Raw genomic sequence first — 16,817 nt, 5'->3', positions numbered from 1 at the left:
CTTCAACAATGGTTCGCAATGCTTCGGCAGTTTTTACGATCACCGGAACCTCCCAGCCGTATTTTATTTGTATTGCTTCTGAAATATTTTCCGCAAGACCTTTCTCCCTTTCCGCAGAAAATAAAACATTACCACTTTGGATATAGGTACGTACCTGTGTGTAACCCAAAGACTCAAACAACAGTCGCAGATCGGCCATAAGGATCTTTTTGTGTCCGCCAACGTTAATGCCCCGTAAAAATGCGATATAGTTCATTTCAATACTGTAAGTTTTAATGACAATTGTGTCACTTAATTTGCCTGCCCATATTTCTACTCAAATAATGTACAACGAAAATAAAATAGGTATGTGATGACATATTGAAATATTTTCGATGTTACGATGAACACATACCCCATAATCATGAAAATGACAGTTTATTTTTCGATTCTTTTTGCGCTCTTAGTTCTTTGTTCTTCTTGTCTCTTTGGAAACAGTAAGGATGAGACTATGTATCATGCCGAAGCAGACACTACCCTTTTATTTCGCGAGACAGCCATGCAACAATCTTTGGAACAGAACAATGACGGTAAAAAATTCTTTTATATAAAGGATGCGGAGAACGGGATGGTCATGGCCAAAACACCGCTGCCTTCCAGTTGGACTATGGATGAAGCTCCAAATGCACACGTTCCCTATCGCGGTCCGAATAAATTAAAGGTTTACAAAACCGAGCGGTATGAATATTTCTATGCAAATGATCCATTTGTCAATCAGACTGCCATGCAAATGGGCAAACAAGTATCGCAGCCCATGCCTTTGGAAGATATAGTTACGTATCAAATAAAACCTTCTATGGAAGGTCGGGGTTATACATTCGTTTCAAGCAATTCGCTTCCCGGGGTCGTAAAATTTTGGAATACGTTTTCACAAGGAATGCCTCAAACGAACAGCCAAAGAACGTATTATGCCGTGGGGAGTGAATACCAAGGCCCCAATGGGGTAAACGTCTTCATCCTTGCGTTGCAAACATTCACTCAAAACAACGATGGTGTTATTTGGTCAATTAGCACTACTCATGTAGAGGCTGACAGGTCATACTTCAGCGAGGCAAAGGATGCCTACATTTTTGGCGTTTCGAATACCCAACTGAACCCGCAGTGGCAACAATATAAAAACGGTCAATTGGCAGCGAATTTTAAAAGGAATGACGCCTTTTACAGAGAGCAGCTAATGAAAAGTGAAGTGGCTCATAAACAGCGTATGAGCATTATCGAAGCTCATGGCAATACGACGCGTTCAGTTGGTAGTATTTACAGTGAGATATCGGATATTAGTCATGCAGGTTATTTAAATCGTAGTAATATTAATAGTGAAGGGCATTCCAAAACTGTGAATGTGATCGCAGAAAATACGGTGATCGGTAACCACTCCACAGGCGAGCATTATACCGTTCCATCCGGCACAAATCATTACTGGGTGAATAACCGGGGAGAATATATCGGCACGAATAATTCGCTGTATGATCCCCGAATTGACAATAAAATAAATGATGCCGAATGGACCAAGTTTAATGTAGAACAATAAAAAATTATTACCTTTCCTTTATCTTCAAAAGATGGGGGAAAGAATACAAATACAGGAACAGTTTGCGCTCGTGGAAGCCATAAAGAACAATAATGAGTTTGTTCTCAACAGGTTATATCAAGAAAATTTCAGAAAAGTAGAACTCTTTATCCTCAAAAACAACGGCACCATGCCCTATGCTAAAGATATTTATCAGGAAGCGTTCATAACGGTTTGGAAGAATATAAGAAACGACCGTTTCACACCGGAAAATGAAACAGCAATTCAGGGCTATCTATACCAGATCGCCAAGAATAAGTGGTTGGATTATTTGCGTTCAGGTCACTATAAGAAAACTGTTGCCCTGCAGTCGCTTCATTCCGCCTCTCAAGAAGAAGCACCGCCGGAAATACAGCCAAGGGAAGACCAAGCAGAGCCTGTATTGCGAAATGCATTGGATTCTTTTAATGCCATGGGAACATCGTGTAAACAACTGCTGATACAATTTTACTTTGAAAAGAAATCGATGCGGGAAATAGCCGATTCCCTGAAAATCGATGAAGCCTCGGCCCGAAATAAAAAATACCGGTGTATGCAAAAATTGCGATCATTGGTACATACTCCCAAATAAACAAAAAACAGTGAGCACACAACCTACATTTTCACAACAGGAGCTAGAAGCCATAGAACGGTATTTAACCCGTTCCATGACTTCTGTCGAGCGATCTCAGTTTGAAGAAAGGCTCGCCGCCGATCCTTCGCTTCAAGCAAAGGTGCGTGAGATTGGTCTTCTTATTGAAACCGTAGAAACGGTCGCATTAAAAACAAAGCTTGATCGTTTCCACCAGACTATTGAAGGCACACAGTCTAAACCCCTTCACACCCCTGAGATTATCAAGCGTCGCAATACCACTTCAAAACTACCGCTTTATGCACTAGCGGCATGTTTGTTAGTGATCTTTGGAGTATTCTACTTTATGAAGATGCCCTCTTCTTCAGAAAAATTGTTTGCAAAGCATTTTGTTCCGGACCCGGGCTTGCCTACCACCATGAGTACCCAAACCAACTATCATTTTTTTGATGCCATGGTCAATTACAAACGAGGTGAATACAATATTGCAATTACCAAGTGGCAACAACAAATGGATGATATACAAGAGAACGACACTTTAAATTTTTATTTGGGTGTAGCACATTTGGCTGAAGGAAATAGTGAGAAAGCTCTTGACTATCTTAAAAAGCTGGAAACACAATCGCAAAGCATCTTTATAGAGGATGCCATTTACTACCGAGCTTTGGCCCATATTAAAGAAAACGAATTAGATAAAGCGAGGCAATTGCTCATTGAAAACCCTACTCAAAGAAATACTGATTTATTGCAAGATCTAAAAGAATAAAGCATGAATTCAATGGCCGTTCGTACATTATTGTTAGCGTTCTTGACTTGCATCTTATTCTCTAGTATTGGATATGGACAAAATGGGCTTACCACCGGCCCGGATCATATAGAGATCCTAATTGCAGAAAACAAAATTACTGAAGCCAAAGCACAGCTTTCCAAAGAAATTGAAGCGTTTACGGCTCAAAAAGATTACGATACCTTAATCGCATACATCCCTTTAATGGGAAGTCCATCACTTTCTGACGGTGATGCACAAAAGGCCATTGAGAAAGCTACTTCCCTCGCTCAAGAAGTAATTCGAGCTTCCAACAGTACCATTTCGGCAAAAGCCATGCTTCAAATTAGCAACCTCCACTTTACGTCTCGACAAATAGATATGGCGCTTAAGACCTCAATGGAGGCGCTGAAATATGCTAAAAGCGCTGTGCCAAATGACAAGCTGCTCATCTCACGCATACAGTATAACATTGGGACTAATTATTTGAATCTAGGCCATATTGGGGAAGCAAAAAATCACCTATTCGAGTCAAAACGATTGTTAGAGTCTGCCAGAGGTAGAAATCTTCAAGAAAAATATAATCTTTTCAACTCTATTGGGAGATATTACGCCAGTATTTCGCAATTAGACAGTTCTACATATTATTACAAGAATGCGGTGAGAACTCTTGACAAAATGGATAGTACAGAGGTAAATAAGGATTACTGGAAGGCGATTGTAAATAACAATATCTCATTAAATCTACAAAATACCGGTAATACACAAGAAGCGATTGAGTACATCAAAGAAGCTATTTCTAACTATCAAAAGTTTATAGCTGAATCTAAAGACGAATCGAAAAAGCTGCGCGCTCAAAGATATCGACTTTCTACGATTGATAATCTAGGTACCTTCTATCATGGATTAGGAGAATACAATCGTGCCGTGGAAATATTTACATACAGCTATCAGCAAAAACAAAAATTATTCGGAAGCGAGGACCCGAATGTTATTTTCTCACTGGCTATTTTAAGTCATGGACACTTAAGCGCCAAGAACTTTGAGCAGGCGGGTCATTTTGCCGATAGGGCTCTGGAGATCATTGAACTGAACCCTGCAAATTATACATTGTTACACAGCTATACGGTAGGTTTACGTGCCTCGATTTATGAAGCCTTAGAAGATTGGGACAACGCCCGTGCGATGTATCAAAAAAGCGAAGCGCTGTATATGAAAGACTTTGATGGCACCTATACTAAAGATTATCTGGAGAGTTTAAAGACCATGTCGTTATTCTATACCAAAACAGGAGATGCCCAAAAAGGCCTTGCACTTGCAAGTACAGGGTATGATTTCACAAAGAGAAAGACATTCCAGAACGACCTTGTTCGTTTTCATCACATTCAAAACATGGCCGATGTCCATTATAGTTTAAACAATTATGCACAAGCCATCGAATACACAAAAGAAGCGCTCTCTTTTTTCGACGCAAAAGAATTCGCTTCCACATCCCTTTCAGATTCGATTCAAATCGAATTTGTAAAACCGCGTACGCTTTTGGTACACGCTAAATCACACTACCGCCTTCATCCTGATAAAACCGAATCTTTTTTAAAGGATTTATTATCACAAATTGAGAACGGGATAAGCATCCTAGAACGCAGAAAGATATTAATAAATACTCCCGAAGACTTGGAGATCCTTATCGATGATAATAACGAACTCTTCAGTTTTGCGAAACAACTTCGACTCGATCTATATCAATTAACTGAAAAAGAAAAATACCTCGAAGACCTTATTAGGGTTCATGAGTCCAGTATCTATAACCGCATACGCTCCAGACTCAATATTAGAAATAACATGGCGTTCTCTAAAATTCCCCAGAAGACGTCACAACGGGAACGTATCTTGAAAGAGGCTATGTCCGCTTCGCTTAAGCAAAAAGAGATTACAAATTTCAATACTTTTTTTGAAGCATCCTCGGCTTGGGAAGTGTTTTTAGATTCCTTAAAGCAGGACTTTCCCAAATACTATAAAATGCGTTATGCTACCATTGAAGAATCGTTGGAAAATCTGCAACAAAACATCCCAAACAACACCACAATTGTACGCTATTTGTTCATTGAAGATAGGCTGTATGCTTTTGTAGTTTCTTCTACGGAAAAAAAACTATACCCATTACAATTCGATACCGTGAAGGAGTATATTCCGCAGCTCATTGACAACGACTTTAGTGCCACCAAGATTAGTACAAAATTATACGATCTCTATCAACAGCTTTGGGCACCCTTTTCTGAAAGGATCACCACCCAAAAAGTGATCATCATCCCGGATAGAGAATTGTACAATCTAAGTTTCGAACTGCTTACTCCCAAGCCTATAAAAACATTTAGCGATCTCGCCACCAACAGTCTTTTGGCCAAACATAGTATCTCGTACAATTTTAGTTTACTAACACAAAATCAATCAAATACTAAGCTTAATGTTTATCCTGAGAATTTCGTTGGTTTTGCTCCTGAATTTTCAGAAAAAATGAAAGACGACTACAGAATAGCTGTGAAAGATTCTGTTTCATTAGACCGGCATTACTTGACCTTACTACCGCAACCCTTTAGTATTGATGTAGCCAAAAATTATTCCAGAACTTTTGACGGCTCCTTGTTTCTTAACGAAAAAGCTTCAAAGCAATTCTTTACTGAAAATGCCAAGGAACATAAGATAATTCATATTGGTACGCATGCCGAATCCAATAATGTAAGTCCCGAACTTTCCCGCTTGATCTTTGCGAAAAACCTTTCCGAAGAAAACCTAAACGATAATTTTCTATATACTTATGAGATCTATAATCAAGACCTTTCTTCACAACTCGCAATCCTCACCGCCTGTGAAACCGGAAAACCTACCTATCAAGCAGGAGAAGGGATGATCTCTTTGGCGCATGCGTTCACGTATGCGGGCAGTGAAAGCATCTTGACCAGCTTGTGGAAGATCGATGAAAAGTCCAGTGCCCAAATTGTCGCTTATTTTTATGATAATTTAGCCGCAGGAATGCCAAAGGATGAAGCACTCCAACAAGCAAAGTTGTATTATCTCGCCACGGCAAGGGGAAGGGAACTTGCGCCTCAATATTGGGCTGGCTTGGTCCTTATGGGTGATACTTCTCCCTTACAACTTGACGCAGGAACACCTTGGTGGTATTGGGCCATCGGTATTATAATACTAGGTGTGGTCTTGTTTTTATTTCTAAGGAGAAGAAAAACAACTTCTTTATCATCTCGTTAAAATAACACTGCAAAAGTCCGAGCGCAAACCCTTTTATTCTTCCTTGTTCTTCTTGAGTTCTGCCTGTCGCATAGGCATGGCATCGATCAAATCGAAAAACACTTCAGCCTTTTGAGGAGTATTGGCACTAAATTTCTCACTGCCATCCAATCCTACCAGCATCACTTTAAATTGATCTTCTACTTCTAATTGTGCAGGAGGCACCCTACTCTCGGAAGAAAAATTGGAGCGATAGCCGTTGTCGAATATGTGATAGATAAATAGTTTTCGCTCTGTTAACTCATCTTTTTTATTTTGTAACGCTTCTAGTTGTTTCCGTGCCAACGGATCGTCTGAAGTGGGTGAGATCACAAGGATCAGTCTATCGCTCCATTGATGCTTATCAAGATGTTGAGCGAACGCATTAAAGGTGAAAGCCATAAAAATGACCATTAAAAATTTCATCCCTAAATGTAAATCTAAGTACGCAAGAAATGTGTTAAAAGTAAATTAAAGTAATGCCGGGTTAGAAAGAATTTTTAAAGTGATCGTGCTACGATATAACCTCCTGTCCACGCATTCTGAAAATTAAACCCTCCGGTGATCGCATCAATATTGAGCACTTCCCCGGCAAAGAACAGACCTTTATGGAGTCTACTCTCAAATGTCTTGAAGTTCACTTCTTTTAGATCAACACCACCGGCAGTTACGAATTCTTCTTTAAAGGTGCTTTTTCCGTTTACTTCAAAGGTGGCTTGCGTCAGTTCGTGGGCAAGCCCCTGAAGCTGTTCTCCTGTAATTTCTGCCCAAGATTGGGTCTCTAAGATTCCCGATGTCTCCACCAATCGTTGCCATAAACGCTTTGGCAATTCAAATTGGGCATGTGATGCTACTAATTTTTTATTGAGACTCTTTTTTAAAGATTTTAACTGGTCTAGGGTGGTTTCAAAAGTTTGTACTGCGAGCCAATTCACTTGAATAGTAAATGCGTAGTTAGTGGGTGCAAGCACTCTAGCTCCCCAAGCTGAAAGCTTTAATATGGCCGGACCGCTCATGCCCCAATGCGTGAGTAAAAGAGGACCGTCACTGTACAATATCGGTTCCATCTCTTTGTCTAAAACACATACCGATGCTTGCGTTGCAACACCTCGTAAGCCCTCAATGCGCGGGTCCTTGATGTTAAATGTGAACAAGGAAGGAACCGGTGCCACGATACTGTGATCTAAATTTTCGAGCAATTTCCACACCTTTGTATTGCTTCCGGTGGCTACCACAACTTTAGGAGCCGTAAAATTCCCTTCGGTAGTGACAACCAGCCAAGCTTCACTCTTTTTCTGAATGCTCTTTACGGCATGGTTCCTTAATACCGTTATTCCCAGTCGGTCGGCTTCCGATAGGAAACAATCTATAATGGTTTGAGAAGAATCACTCTCCGGGAACATCCGGCCGTCGGACTCAATCTTTAATGCGATCCCGCGATCTGCGAACCAAGCGATGGTATCCCCTGTCATAAATTGGTGAAAAGGCCCTAAGAGTTCCTTTTCCCCACGTGGATAATGCGTCGTTAATTCTTTCGGATCGAACTCGGCGTGGGTCACATTGCAACGACCGCCTCCGGACACCTTGACCTTTGTGAGTACGTCTTTTCCTCGTTCCAGAATAATAATTCGCGATTCGGGGTTTGCTTCGGCTGCATTGATTGCAGTAAAGAATCCAGCGGCGCCACCGCCCAATATTAAGATGTCTGCAGTTCTCACAGAGTGTATTTTTCGGCAGCAAACGACTCGCAAAGTGCCAACGTTTCTTTTATATCCTGCATGGAGGTTCGCGGATTGATCAAACACATACGCAGGACGACTTGTCCGTTGAGAAGTGTGGTGACCAATAAGGCTTGCTTCGAGTCCACTACATGTTTGGAGATATATTGATTGAGGCTATCGAGTTTCTTTTCTGAAAGTTTATTTCCAATGGGGTTAAAACGAAAGTTGATGACCGCTAATGTCGCCGGCGAGATCACTTCCCAATGACTGCTCTTTCGCAGCAAGGATTCGGTAGCTTCTGCCAATTGAATATTGTAGGTGATCGCTTTTCTGAACGTCCTTAATCCGAAGGTCTTGATGGACATATAGAATTTCAAGGCACGGAACCTGCGTGTAAGTTCAATGCCATGATCGTAAAAGTTAATCTCGGAAGTATTTCCTTCAATATCCCGAAGGTATTCCGGTTTTTCGGTGAACGTGCCTTTTAACCACTGATGGTTTCTTACTAATAAACAGCCAATCTCATAAGGTTGATAGAACCACTTATGAGGATCGACCGTAAGTGAATCGGCTTTTTCGATGCCTTTAAGAAGTTGCTTTCCGTTCTTGGATAAGATCGCTGCCGCACCATAGGCTCCATCTATATGAAACCAGATTTTTTCTTTCTTACAGATGGTGGCCAATTCAGAGAGTTGATCGACCGTACCTGTATTGGTTGTCCCTGCTGTCGCGATGAGACAAAACGGTTGTAAGCCCTCGAGGACATCCCTAGCAATAGCATTCTTTAATTTGTTAATGGCAAACTTGAATTCTGAATCGGTAGGAATCACTCTTATTTGTTCCTTTTTAAATCCGGCAGAACGGATCGCTTTAATATTGGAGGAATGCGCTTGATCTGACAAATAGATGATCGCTTTCGAGAAATCGTCACCACACTTGACCTTTCGGGCCGTAATGATCGCAGTAAGGTTCGCCATGGATCCACCACTTGTAAAGATGCCACCCCCTCGTTTTACCGGAAATCCGAACAGTTTCAGTAACCAGTTCATCGTCACAATCTCCAATTCGGCGGCTGCCGGAGAAGCGGCCCATCCCCCGGAAAAAATATTGAATCCCGAAGCCAAAGAATCGGCCATGGCACTTATGTAATTGCTTGGTCCCGGGACGAAAGAATAAGATCGCGGGTGCGATACTACATTGCTCTTGGTCATTACCTCATCAAGGACAAACTGCAATACACTCTCGGGGTCCATGGCTCTTTCAGGCGCTTCTTCAGAAAACAAATGATCCATCTCCTCTCTAGTGGCGCTGGCAACCGGAAGTTTGCTGCTTTGCGTATCGAAATGTGCAACGATGGCATCAACCACCTTATACCCGTATTGGGTCATGGCTTCTTTTGAGATCTCGAGGGTAGCTTCGGTCTTTAACATGGGAATACAACATCTTTTAATTGTGGTGCAAAAATACCCTTTTTAAAAGAGTATGAGGAATAACAAATAGTATTTAAACGATAAATCCCTCTTAAATAAAAGCAAAACATTATAAAATATTCTAATTTTATAGACTATGATTCTGTACATTCTATGTATCGTATTTATTGGTTCGCCATTTCTTCCGGCCACAGGACATCCCCATTGGTTTTTTAGAACTCCGGATTTTGTAAGGCTACAATCTCTTTTTATTCAAGGGATATTAGTGGGGTGTTTGTTCTATTTTAAGGAAAATTTTTTGGTGTTTGATTGGATATTGATCGCAGCACTTGTGGCAAGCATGATCTATCAAATTGTAAAGGTGTACCCCTACAGTTCATGGTACCCAAGAAAAAAACCACAATTTCCGTATGATGGTTCGGTTTCCATTCTTGCCGCCAATGTACTTCAGGATAATACACATTGCGGGAAATTCATTTCTTTGATAAAAAAATACGATCCCGACTTGGTACTAGCAATGGAAACCAACGTAGCCTGGGAAGAACGCTTAGATGAAATTGAAGCCACGCATCCGTTTTCGGTAAAAATTCCTAAGGAGAATTACTACGGAATGCATCTCTACAGCAAAAAAGAATTGCAAAACGTTAAAGTGAACTATTTGGTAGAAGAGGATGTTCCATCCATCTTTTTTGAATATTCAATGTGTGAGAATGTTTCTGTTTTCTTTGCATGTCTTCACCCGGCTCCACCCAGCCCGACCGAGAATGAAACTTCCAAAGAGCGAGATGCCGAATTAATGCTGGTAGGGGAACACATTCGATCCCTAAAAAAACCTGTGGTGGTTTGTGGAGATATGAATGATGTTGTGTGGTCACGAACCACGCGCCTTTTTAAGAAGATGACCGGGATGATCGATCCACGGGTAGGTCGTGGTTTCTTTCCTACCTATCACGCCAACTATTTTTTTATGCGGTTTCCGTTAGATCATTTATTCCACACCAAAGACCTGTTTGTTGGAAACATGGAGCGCACAGCGAATTTTGGGAGTGACCATTTTGGAATGTATTATGAGATCCATCATAAAAATGGTGCAAAACCACCTAAAAACCCAAAATTGAATGGTGATGAAAAAAAGGAGATAAAGGAACTTATAGATGAAAAAGAATCTTGAGTTCTTGTGGGATTGATTGTACAAAATTGCTTCTAAATTATATGTAACTTTAATATCACTGACCAACCCCATTATAATGGTACATTCAACGACTATTTCGATTAGCGGCTTTATAACATTAATACTCAGTTATTTTTTTAATGTATTGAACCAATTCGTGCTCTTAGAAAATGACACGACCATATTAACTCCCCTTTCCATAAATATATATAATAGTAACACCAATTAATTTAAATTTTAATTTGATTACTATTGGCTAGGAGCTTCAGTGAGAACTGGAGCTTCTTTTTATTAGCCTTTAAAACGAAAGTCACTTCTTAGAATCTTTCTTTTACCTCTATGATGATTGCGATTAGAAAGCATAATCCAATGGTCGCTATTACAAGACTGCCTACTCCCATGATAAAAATGTTTTTAGTGGGTTAATTAAGATTCAAAGATAGCGAATAACCTAAAAACCCGGTCACCGATGTTTTTAAAAATTTCAGACTTTTTGATGATGACATTTTTAAATCATTTCGATGTAAAGGAAAAAACATCAAGATGGCATCTAAAAAATTACACTTCTGTCTACTATTTTTAATACTCGCAGTTTCGCTTGTAAAAGCCCAAACCAATACATGGACCGGTGCATCGGATAACAATTGGAATAATGCAAGCAATTGGAGCCTTGGAGTGGTTCCCACGATAAGTCATGACGCTGTGATTCCAACCGGTTTTACCGTGAATCTCAATGCCGCTGCGACCATCAATTCTTTACAGGTGCAGGGGACAGCTACTTTTAACTGGAGCAATCTCTTGTCCATAGCAGCCGCATCTAATTTCGGACCCAATACTACCGTAACCTGGAGCATCAATAATTTAGATGGAGGTGGAACACTTACCAATCAGGGTACCTTAAACTTAACAACCGCTTCAACCAAAAGCATTTTGGGACTCACTACGCTTACTAATGAGGGTACGATCAATTTTTTAAGCGCCGGAGACTTGTTCATCACCAGTGGTGTGGTAAATAATCAAATATCCGGTACCATCGATTTGCAGTTTGCCTCAGGAAATATAAGTTATGGAAGCGCAGGATCCAATATATTGAACAATGCAGGAACCATAAAGAGAACAGCAACAACCGGCACAGCAGATATAGCTGTAGAATTGAACAATACAGGTACTATTAGTGTAGAAAGCGGTGATTTACGATTCTCTTCTCTCAATAAAAACCTTACGGGAGGCACCTATAATGCTGTTAGTGGTGCATCTCTTACTTGGAGCGGTCCTGTGACATGCTCCGGAATCCTTACAGGCGTATTGGACGGTCCTCTAAATTGGAGCAGTGAAGTGACCGTTCCTACAGCTGCCACTTTTAATTTTTCAGGAACCTCAGGAGTGAATTGGACAACCAATACCTTAACCGGCGGGGGAACACTCTTAAATCAAGGAATTGTTTCCTTAACCACAGCGGCAACCAAAAATATATTGGGTCTTACAACATTTGAAAATGCTGGAACTATTAATTTACTTAATGCAGGTGATTTGTATATTACCAGCGGTATATTAAACAACCAAGCCTCCGGAATTATAGATTTGCAAGCAACATCCTGTGATATCAGTTATGGAAGTGCTGGGTCCAATATTTTTAACAATGCAGGAACCATTCGAAAAACTAACACAACAGGCACTAGCAGCATTGTTGCCGAATTGAACAATACGGGAACCGTCAATGTCGAAACAGGAAATTTGGCCTTTAGTGGCCTTAACAAAAATCTTACAGGTGGAACTTACAACATATCTTCAGGGGCATCACTCACTTGGACAGGCCCTGTGACCTGTTCGGGAATACTTACCGGAGTTTTAGATGGTCCTATCAACTGGAGTAGCGAAGTGAGTGTAGCGAATGCTACGACTGCTACATTCAATTTTTCCGGTCCGACAGCGGTACAGTGGACAACCAATAACTTAACCGGCGGAGGGACTCTAATAAATCAAGGATTATTGAATTTAACTACCGCAGCGACCAAAAACATTCTAGCAGGTACACTGCTTAATAATGAAGGAACCATAGCCTTAATGAATGCTGGTGATTTATACATTTCAGATGGAATTCTGAATAATCAGGCTTCAGGAAACATAGACATTCAAGCTGCAAGTAGCGATATCTCCTATTCCGGTGTAGGTTCACACATATTAAATAATTATGGCACGATTAGGAGAACCACCACTACAGGAAATGGTGGTATTGCTGCCGAATTGAATAATACGGGAACGATAAGCGTCGAAAGTGGAAACTTAGTCTTTTCGGGCTTAAATAAGAATCTCACAGGGGGCGTTTACAATGTTTTTACGGGAGCAACCCTAACTTGGGGAGGTCCCGTGACTTGTTCAGGTACACTTAGTGGTACCTTGGATGGGCCAATCGAATGGAGTAGTCAGTTAATCGTAGCACCTGCTACCACAGCCATTTTTAATTTTTCAGGGTCAGCAGGTGTAAACTGGACTGCAAACAATTTTAACGGAGGAGGTACTTTGATTAACCAAGGATTGTTGAATTTAACCGCATTTGCTACAAAAACAATACTCGATAATTCGATCCTTAGTAATGAGGGAACCTTGACCATTCAAAACGGAGGTGATTTGAATATTACAGACGGCACCCTAAATAACCAATCTTCGGGCATTATCGATATTCAAGCCGATGCCAGTAATATTAGTTGGGCCGGAGGCGCTTCTCATATATTCAACAATTCCGGATTATTAACAAAAACGCAAGGAACAGGGACAGCAGTGCTATTTGTGGAAACAACCAATACAGGTATTATTGATGCCGCATCGGGTGAAATTGAATTTAATGGTACAAATACACTCAACAATACATCATCAGGGATTATTAAAGGTATCGGCACGATTGATTTACCCGCACCAGCAGACTTTACCAACAATGGAACCTTTGCGCCGGGCGCTTCGCCGGGAACCCTTTCTGTAATAGGTGATTTTGAATCGACCAACACTTCAGTTTTAGATGTGGAATTAAATGGCTACAATGCGGGAACGGAATATGATGTATTAGCCATTTCGGGAAATGCTGTCATGGAGGGAAATGTAACTGTAACTATGGGTTTTGAAGGATTTGTGAACGATCAATTTACAGTGGCAACCACCTCGGGTACGATTACTACATGCAACTTGATGCAGCCCTCAAATAGTGTTTTCAATGGCATTGAATATGAGTTTAGCGCAGATTGTGCTACGGTGTCCAACCAACTGGTACTTACCATAACGCAAAAAACAGATATCGAACCTCCCACGGTAGTTACGCAGGACATAACCGTATTCTTAGATGGCAGCGGCACCGCCACCATTACACCTGCTCAAATTGACGATGGTTCTTTTGATAATTTCTCATTACAAGCCAATTTGATGTATTCACTGGATATCACCGATTTTGACTGCTCGAACGTAGGAAATAACACGGTGTTACTTACAGTTACAGATGAGGCCGGGAACAGTGCAAATGCTTCGGCCATTGTTACTGTCTTAGGCACCCCAACTACCTTTTCGGGAGCTTCATGGGATAACGGTGCTCCGAACGCAGGTAGTAATGCCATCATTTCGGACACCTATGATACCGCTGTAAACGGCTCCATCGATACTTGTACCTGCGAGATCGAAGCATCGGGCAGCGTGACGATAAGCGCGAACGACTATATCTATTCGGCTAATGATATTACCGTAAATGGATCCCTTTTCATTGCCCACCAAGGTAGTCTTGTTCAAGAATACGATTTTGCACAAGTGATAAAGACAGGAACTATTGAAACCGAATTAATCACTCCAAATTTAGCATCAAGGGACTTTATGGTACTGGGTAGTCCAATGACATCAGAAACCAGAAACGGTGTTTTCGCCAATGCCTTTCTCGTATTAGATCACAACACCTTAAACTTTATTCCCAATCCCGATGTCGCCATGCAGTTCCCCATGGCCGAGAATTTTGCCGATGACAATTACGATAACTGGACTGCCTATACCGGCTCAATCGATCCGGGGGAAGGTTATATTGTAAGACCACAATCAGGATATGGACAACCGGGAGGCATCTTTACCATAATCTACGATCAAGGGACCTTGAATAACGGGATTATTACTTTTCCGGTAGTGCACAACACCCCCGGACCTACCGCCGCTGACAACCGAAACGCCAGTCCCAATGCCATGGCCAACCCCTATCCATCTGCCATAGACGCCGATCTCTTTCTAATGGCAAACCCATTATTCAATGAAGTATATTTCTGGGAACATTTAACACCTCCCAGTCCGTCACTTCCCGGAGCAGGAAGTATGAATTTTAGCATGGAAGATATTTCTATGTATAACCTCATGGGTGGAACCGCAGCAGCTGCAGACCCATCGGGTACAAACACTCAGCCCAACGGAATCATTTCAACCGGGCAAGGCTTCGCCGTAAAGGCCATTGGGGCCGGGACCGCCACATTCAATAATAGCATGAGACTTACTAGCGGCAATACCACGCTACGCTCCATGTCGAACAAGGATAGAATATGGCTTAAGATACAAAGCGCCACCTATGCCTTGCAAAGCACCTGCCTTATTGGTTTTACAGAGGACGCAACCGATGCTATTGACGCAGGGTACGACAGTAATAGACTCGCTACCGTACTTTCAATATATTCAGGTATCGAAGGATCTGATGCCGAGTTGGGTATTCAGTCCTTAAGTCCTTTTGAAGACGAAAAAATCATCCCGGTAGGGTTTTCAACCTTAATCGACAAGAACACGGATTATAAAATTTTTCTTTCAGAAATAGATAGCGATATTCTCATCAATACCCCTGTCTATCTTTATGATACCTATCTGGACATTCTTGCACAGCTCAACAATAGTTCCTATAGTTTTGAAAGTGATTTAGGCAATTTTCCAGACCGTTTTAAAATCATTTTTGAACCCGAAAGTGTCCTTGGAATTCAAGAAAATCTCAATTCAAAAATCATAGTTTTTCCAAATCCAACCTCAGATCATATTTTCATCACAGGTCTTTCAGGAGATGTTCAGCTTACCCTTATAGATGCATTAGGAAGAACTGTATATACAGTGTCTGTACAAAACGATAATCATCCAAAAGTCTGGTTGCCGGAACTGCCCGCTGGAGTGTATACCCTATGGATGGAGTCAAACAACGAAAAAACAGCGAAAAAGGTGATTATTAATTAAGAATAGTAACACTCATGCCTGCACAGCCCATAAACATACGGCAGCGAACAAAAGAAAGGAAGGAATCTTCTGATACCGATCCGTGGCAAAATTTTCTCTGTAAACACTGTTTGGGAATTAAAAAAACGTTCGAGCTTCAGAAACTCATTTGATTCCGATCCATGTCAATAAAAAAACCTCAACGAACTCGTTGAGGTTTTTTTGTGCGGGCGAGAGGACTCGAACCTCCACACCTTGCGGCACCAGATCCTAAGTCTGGCGTGTCTACCAATTCCACCACGCCCGCGAACGTATTGGGGTGCAAATATAATCAAGAATTATAATTATCAAACAATCTTTCTCTCAAAATTACATCTTTTTGTACCTTCGTACTCCTTCAGAAATAATTTTTATGAAATACACGTTTACCTCACGTTCCCAAGAGCAAAAAATTAGCCAGGGACACTGCTTTTAAAGTAGGGAAAGAGATATAAAGAATGTATTCCAACGAACTAAAATACTATAAATGAAAAGTGCAAAACCGTACATTGAAGAACATAAACAACGATTCTTGAACGAACTTTTGGAACTGCTAAAGATCCCCTCCATTAGTGCCGATTCGGCCTATAAAGACGAAGTGATCAAAACAGCCCATGCTATTAAGGAAGCACTCCAAAAGGCAGGATGTGATACGGTAGAAATCTGTGAGACACCCGGCTACCCCATTGTGTTCGGAGAGAAGATCATCGATCCGAAACTACCTACTGTTCTTGTGTATGGCCATTACGATGTACAGCCACCGGATCCTTTAGACCTCTGGAATAGCCCGCCATTTGAACCGGTCATCAAAAAAACCGACTTGCATCCGGAAGGGGCGATCTTTGCCAGAGGCGCTTGTGACGATAAAGGACAAATGTACATGCACGTGAAAGCATTGGAGTTTATGACACGTACAGAGCAACTTCCTTGCAATGTAAAATTCATGATCGAAGGAGAAGAAGAAGTAGGGAGCGCAAGTCTTGGGTGGTTCGTAGAGCGAAACCGGGAAAAACTTGCTAACGATGTTAT

At 41.2% G+C, this 16,817-nt stretch carries 11 protein-coding genes and 1 tRNA gene; 7 read left to right on the top strand and 5 right to left on the bottom strand.

Annotation, left to right across the window (positions count from 1 at the left end; translation table 11 throughout):
* The coding region (locus AACZ11_RS12300) for a DUF1697 domain-containing protein (RefSeq protein ID WP_339832635.1) at positions 1 to 256 on the bottom strand (256 nt) is incomplete at its 3' end.
* 147 nt (positions 257 to 403) lie between these two features.
* Here AACZ11_RS12300 and AACZ11_RS12295 point away from each other — a divergent pair.
* The 4 genes from AACZ11_RS12295 to AACZ11_RS12280 are packed head-to-tail and all read left to right on the top strand — an operon-like array spanning position 404 to position 6,207.
* Positions 404 to 1,567, top strand: coding sequence for a hypothetical protein (locus tag AACZ11_RS12295; RefSeq protein WP_290628481.1), 1,164 nt, complete (start codon positions 404 to 406; stop codon positions 1,565 to 1,567).
* 31 nt (positions 1,568 to 1,598) lie between these two features.
* Complete coding sequence (locus AACZ11_RS12290; protein ID WP_290628478.1) at positions 1,599 to 2,177, top strand: sigma-70 family RNA polymerase sigma factor; 579 nt, start codon at positions 1,599 to 1,601, stop codon at positions 2,175 to 2,177.
* A 10-nt stretch (positions 2,178 to 2,187) separates the two neighbouring features.
* Positions 2,188 to 2,943: a hypothetical protein gene (locus AACZ11_RS12285; RefSeq protein WP_290628476.1), complete on the top strand. Its 756-nt coding sequence runs from the start codon at positions 2,188 to 2,190 to the stop codon at positions 2,941 to 2,943.
* A gap of 3 nt (positions 2,944 to 2,946) precedes the next feature.
* A complete protein-coding gene (locus AACZ11_RS12280) occupies positions 2,947 to 6,207 on the top strand; it encodes a CHAT domain-containing protein (protein WP_290628474.1) in 3,261 nt (1,086 codons plus the stop codon).
* Between the two features lie 33 nt (positions 6,208 to 6,240).
* On the opposite strand, the gene AACZ11_RS12275 is transcribed toward AACZ11_RS12280, so the two are convergent.
* The 3 genes from AACZ11_RS12275 to AACZ11_RS12265 all read right to left on the bottom strand — a co-directional run bounded on the left by AACZ11_RS12275 (position 6,241) and on the right by AACZ11_RS12265 (position 9,376).
* Positions 6,241 to 6,627 carry a DUF4174 domain-containing protein gene (locus AACZ11_RS12275; RefSeq protein ID WP_290628472.1) on the bottom strand — a complete coding sequence of 129 codons (387 nt, stop codon included), beginning with the start codon at positions 6,625 to 6,627 and terminating at the stop codon, positions 6,241 to 6,243.
* Positions 6,628 to 6,725: 98 nt separating this feature from the next.
* Positions 6,726 to 7,943: an NAD(P)/FAD-dependent oxidoreductase gene (locus AACZ11_RS12270; RefSeq protein ID WP_290628470.1), complete on the bottom strand. Its 1,218-nt coding sequence runs from the start codon at positions 7,941 to 7,943 to the stop codon at positions 6,726 to 6,728.
* Complete coding sequence (locus AACZ11_RS12265; RefSeq protein ID WP_290628468.1) at positions 7,940 to 9,376, bottom strand: aminotransferase class V-fold PLP-dependent enzyme; 1,437 nt, start codon at positions 9,374 to 9,376, stop codon at positions 7,940 to 7,942. Before AACZ11_RS12265 ends, AACZ11_RS12270 begins: the two co-directional genes overlap by 4 nt.
* Before the next feature lie 136 nt (positions 9,377 to 9,512).
* Between AACZ11_RS12265 and AACZ11_RS12260 the strand changes: the two genes are divergently transcribed.
* Both AACZ11_RS12260 and AACZ11_RS12255 read left to right on the top strand, forming a co-directional pair.
* A complete protein-coding gene (locus AACZ11_RS12260) occupies positions 9,513 to 10,547 on the top strand; it encodes an endonuclease/exonuclease/phosphatase family protein (protein WP_290628466.1) in 1,035 nt (344 codons plus the stop codon).
* Between the two features lie 543 nt (positions 10,548 to 11,090).
* On the top strand, positions 11,091 to 15,770 hold the full coding sequence (locus AACZ11_RS12255) for a T9SS type A sorting domain-containing protein (RefSeq protein ID WP_290628464.1): 4,680 nt from the start codon (positions 11,091 to 11,093) through the stop codon (positions 15,768 to 15,770).
* A gap of 204 nt (positions 15,771 to 15,974) precedes the next feature.
* On the opposite strand, the gene AACZ11_RS12250 is transcribed toward AACZ11_RS12255, so the two are convergent.
* Positions 15,975 to 16,056 (bottom strand) — tRNA-Leu (locus AACZ11_RS12250).
* A 219-nt stretch (positions 16,057 to 16,275) separates the two neighbouring features.
* Between AACZ11_RS12250 and AACZ11_RS12245 the strand changes: the two genes are divergently transcribed.
* A partial coding sequence (locus tag AACZ11_RS12245; RefSeq protein WP_290628462.1) for a M20/M25/M40 family metallo-hydrolase occupies positions 16,276 to 16,817 on the top strand: 542 nt, incomplete at its 3' end.

This window comes from uncultured Altibacter sp. (genome assembly GCF_963972995.1).
In the GTDB taxonomy this organism is placed as follows: domain Bacteria; phylum Bacteroidota; class Bacteroidia; order Flavobacteriales; family Flavobacteriaceae; genus Altibacter.
Note: the sequence above shows the minus strand (reverse complement) of the source record. Positions and strands in the feature narration are given on the sequence as shown.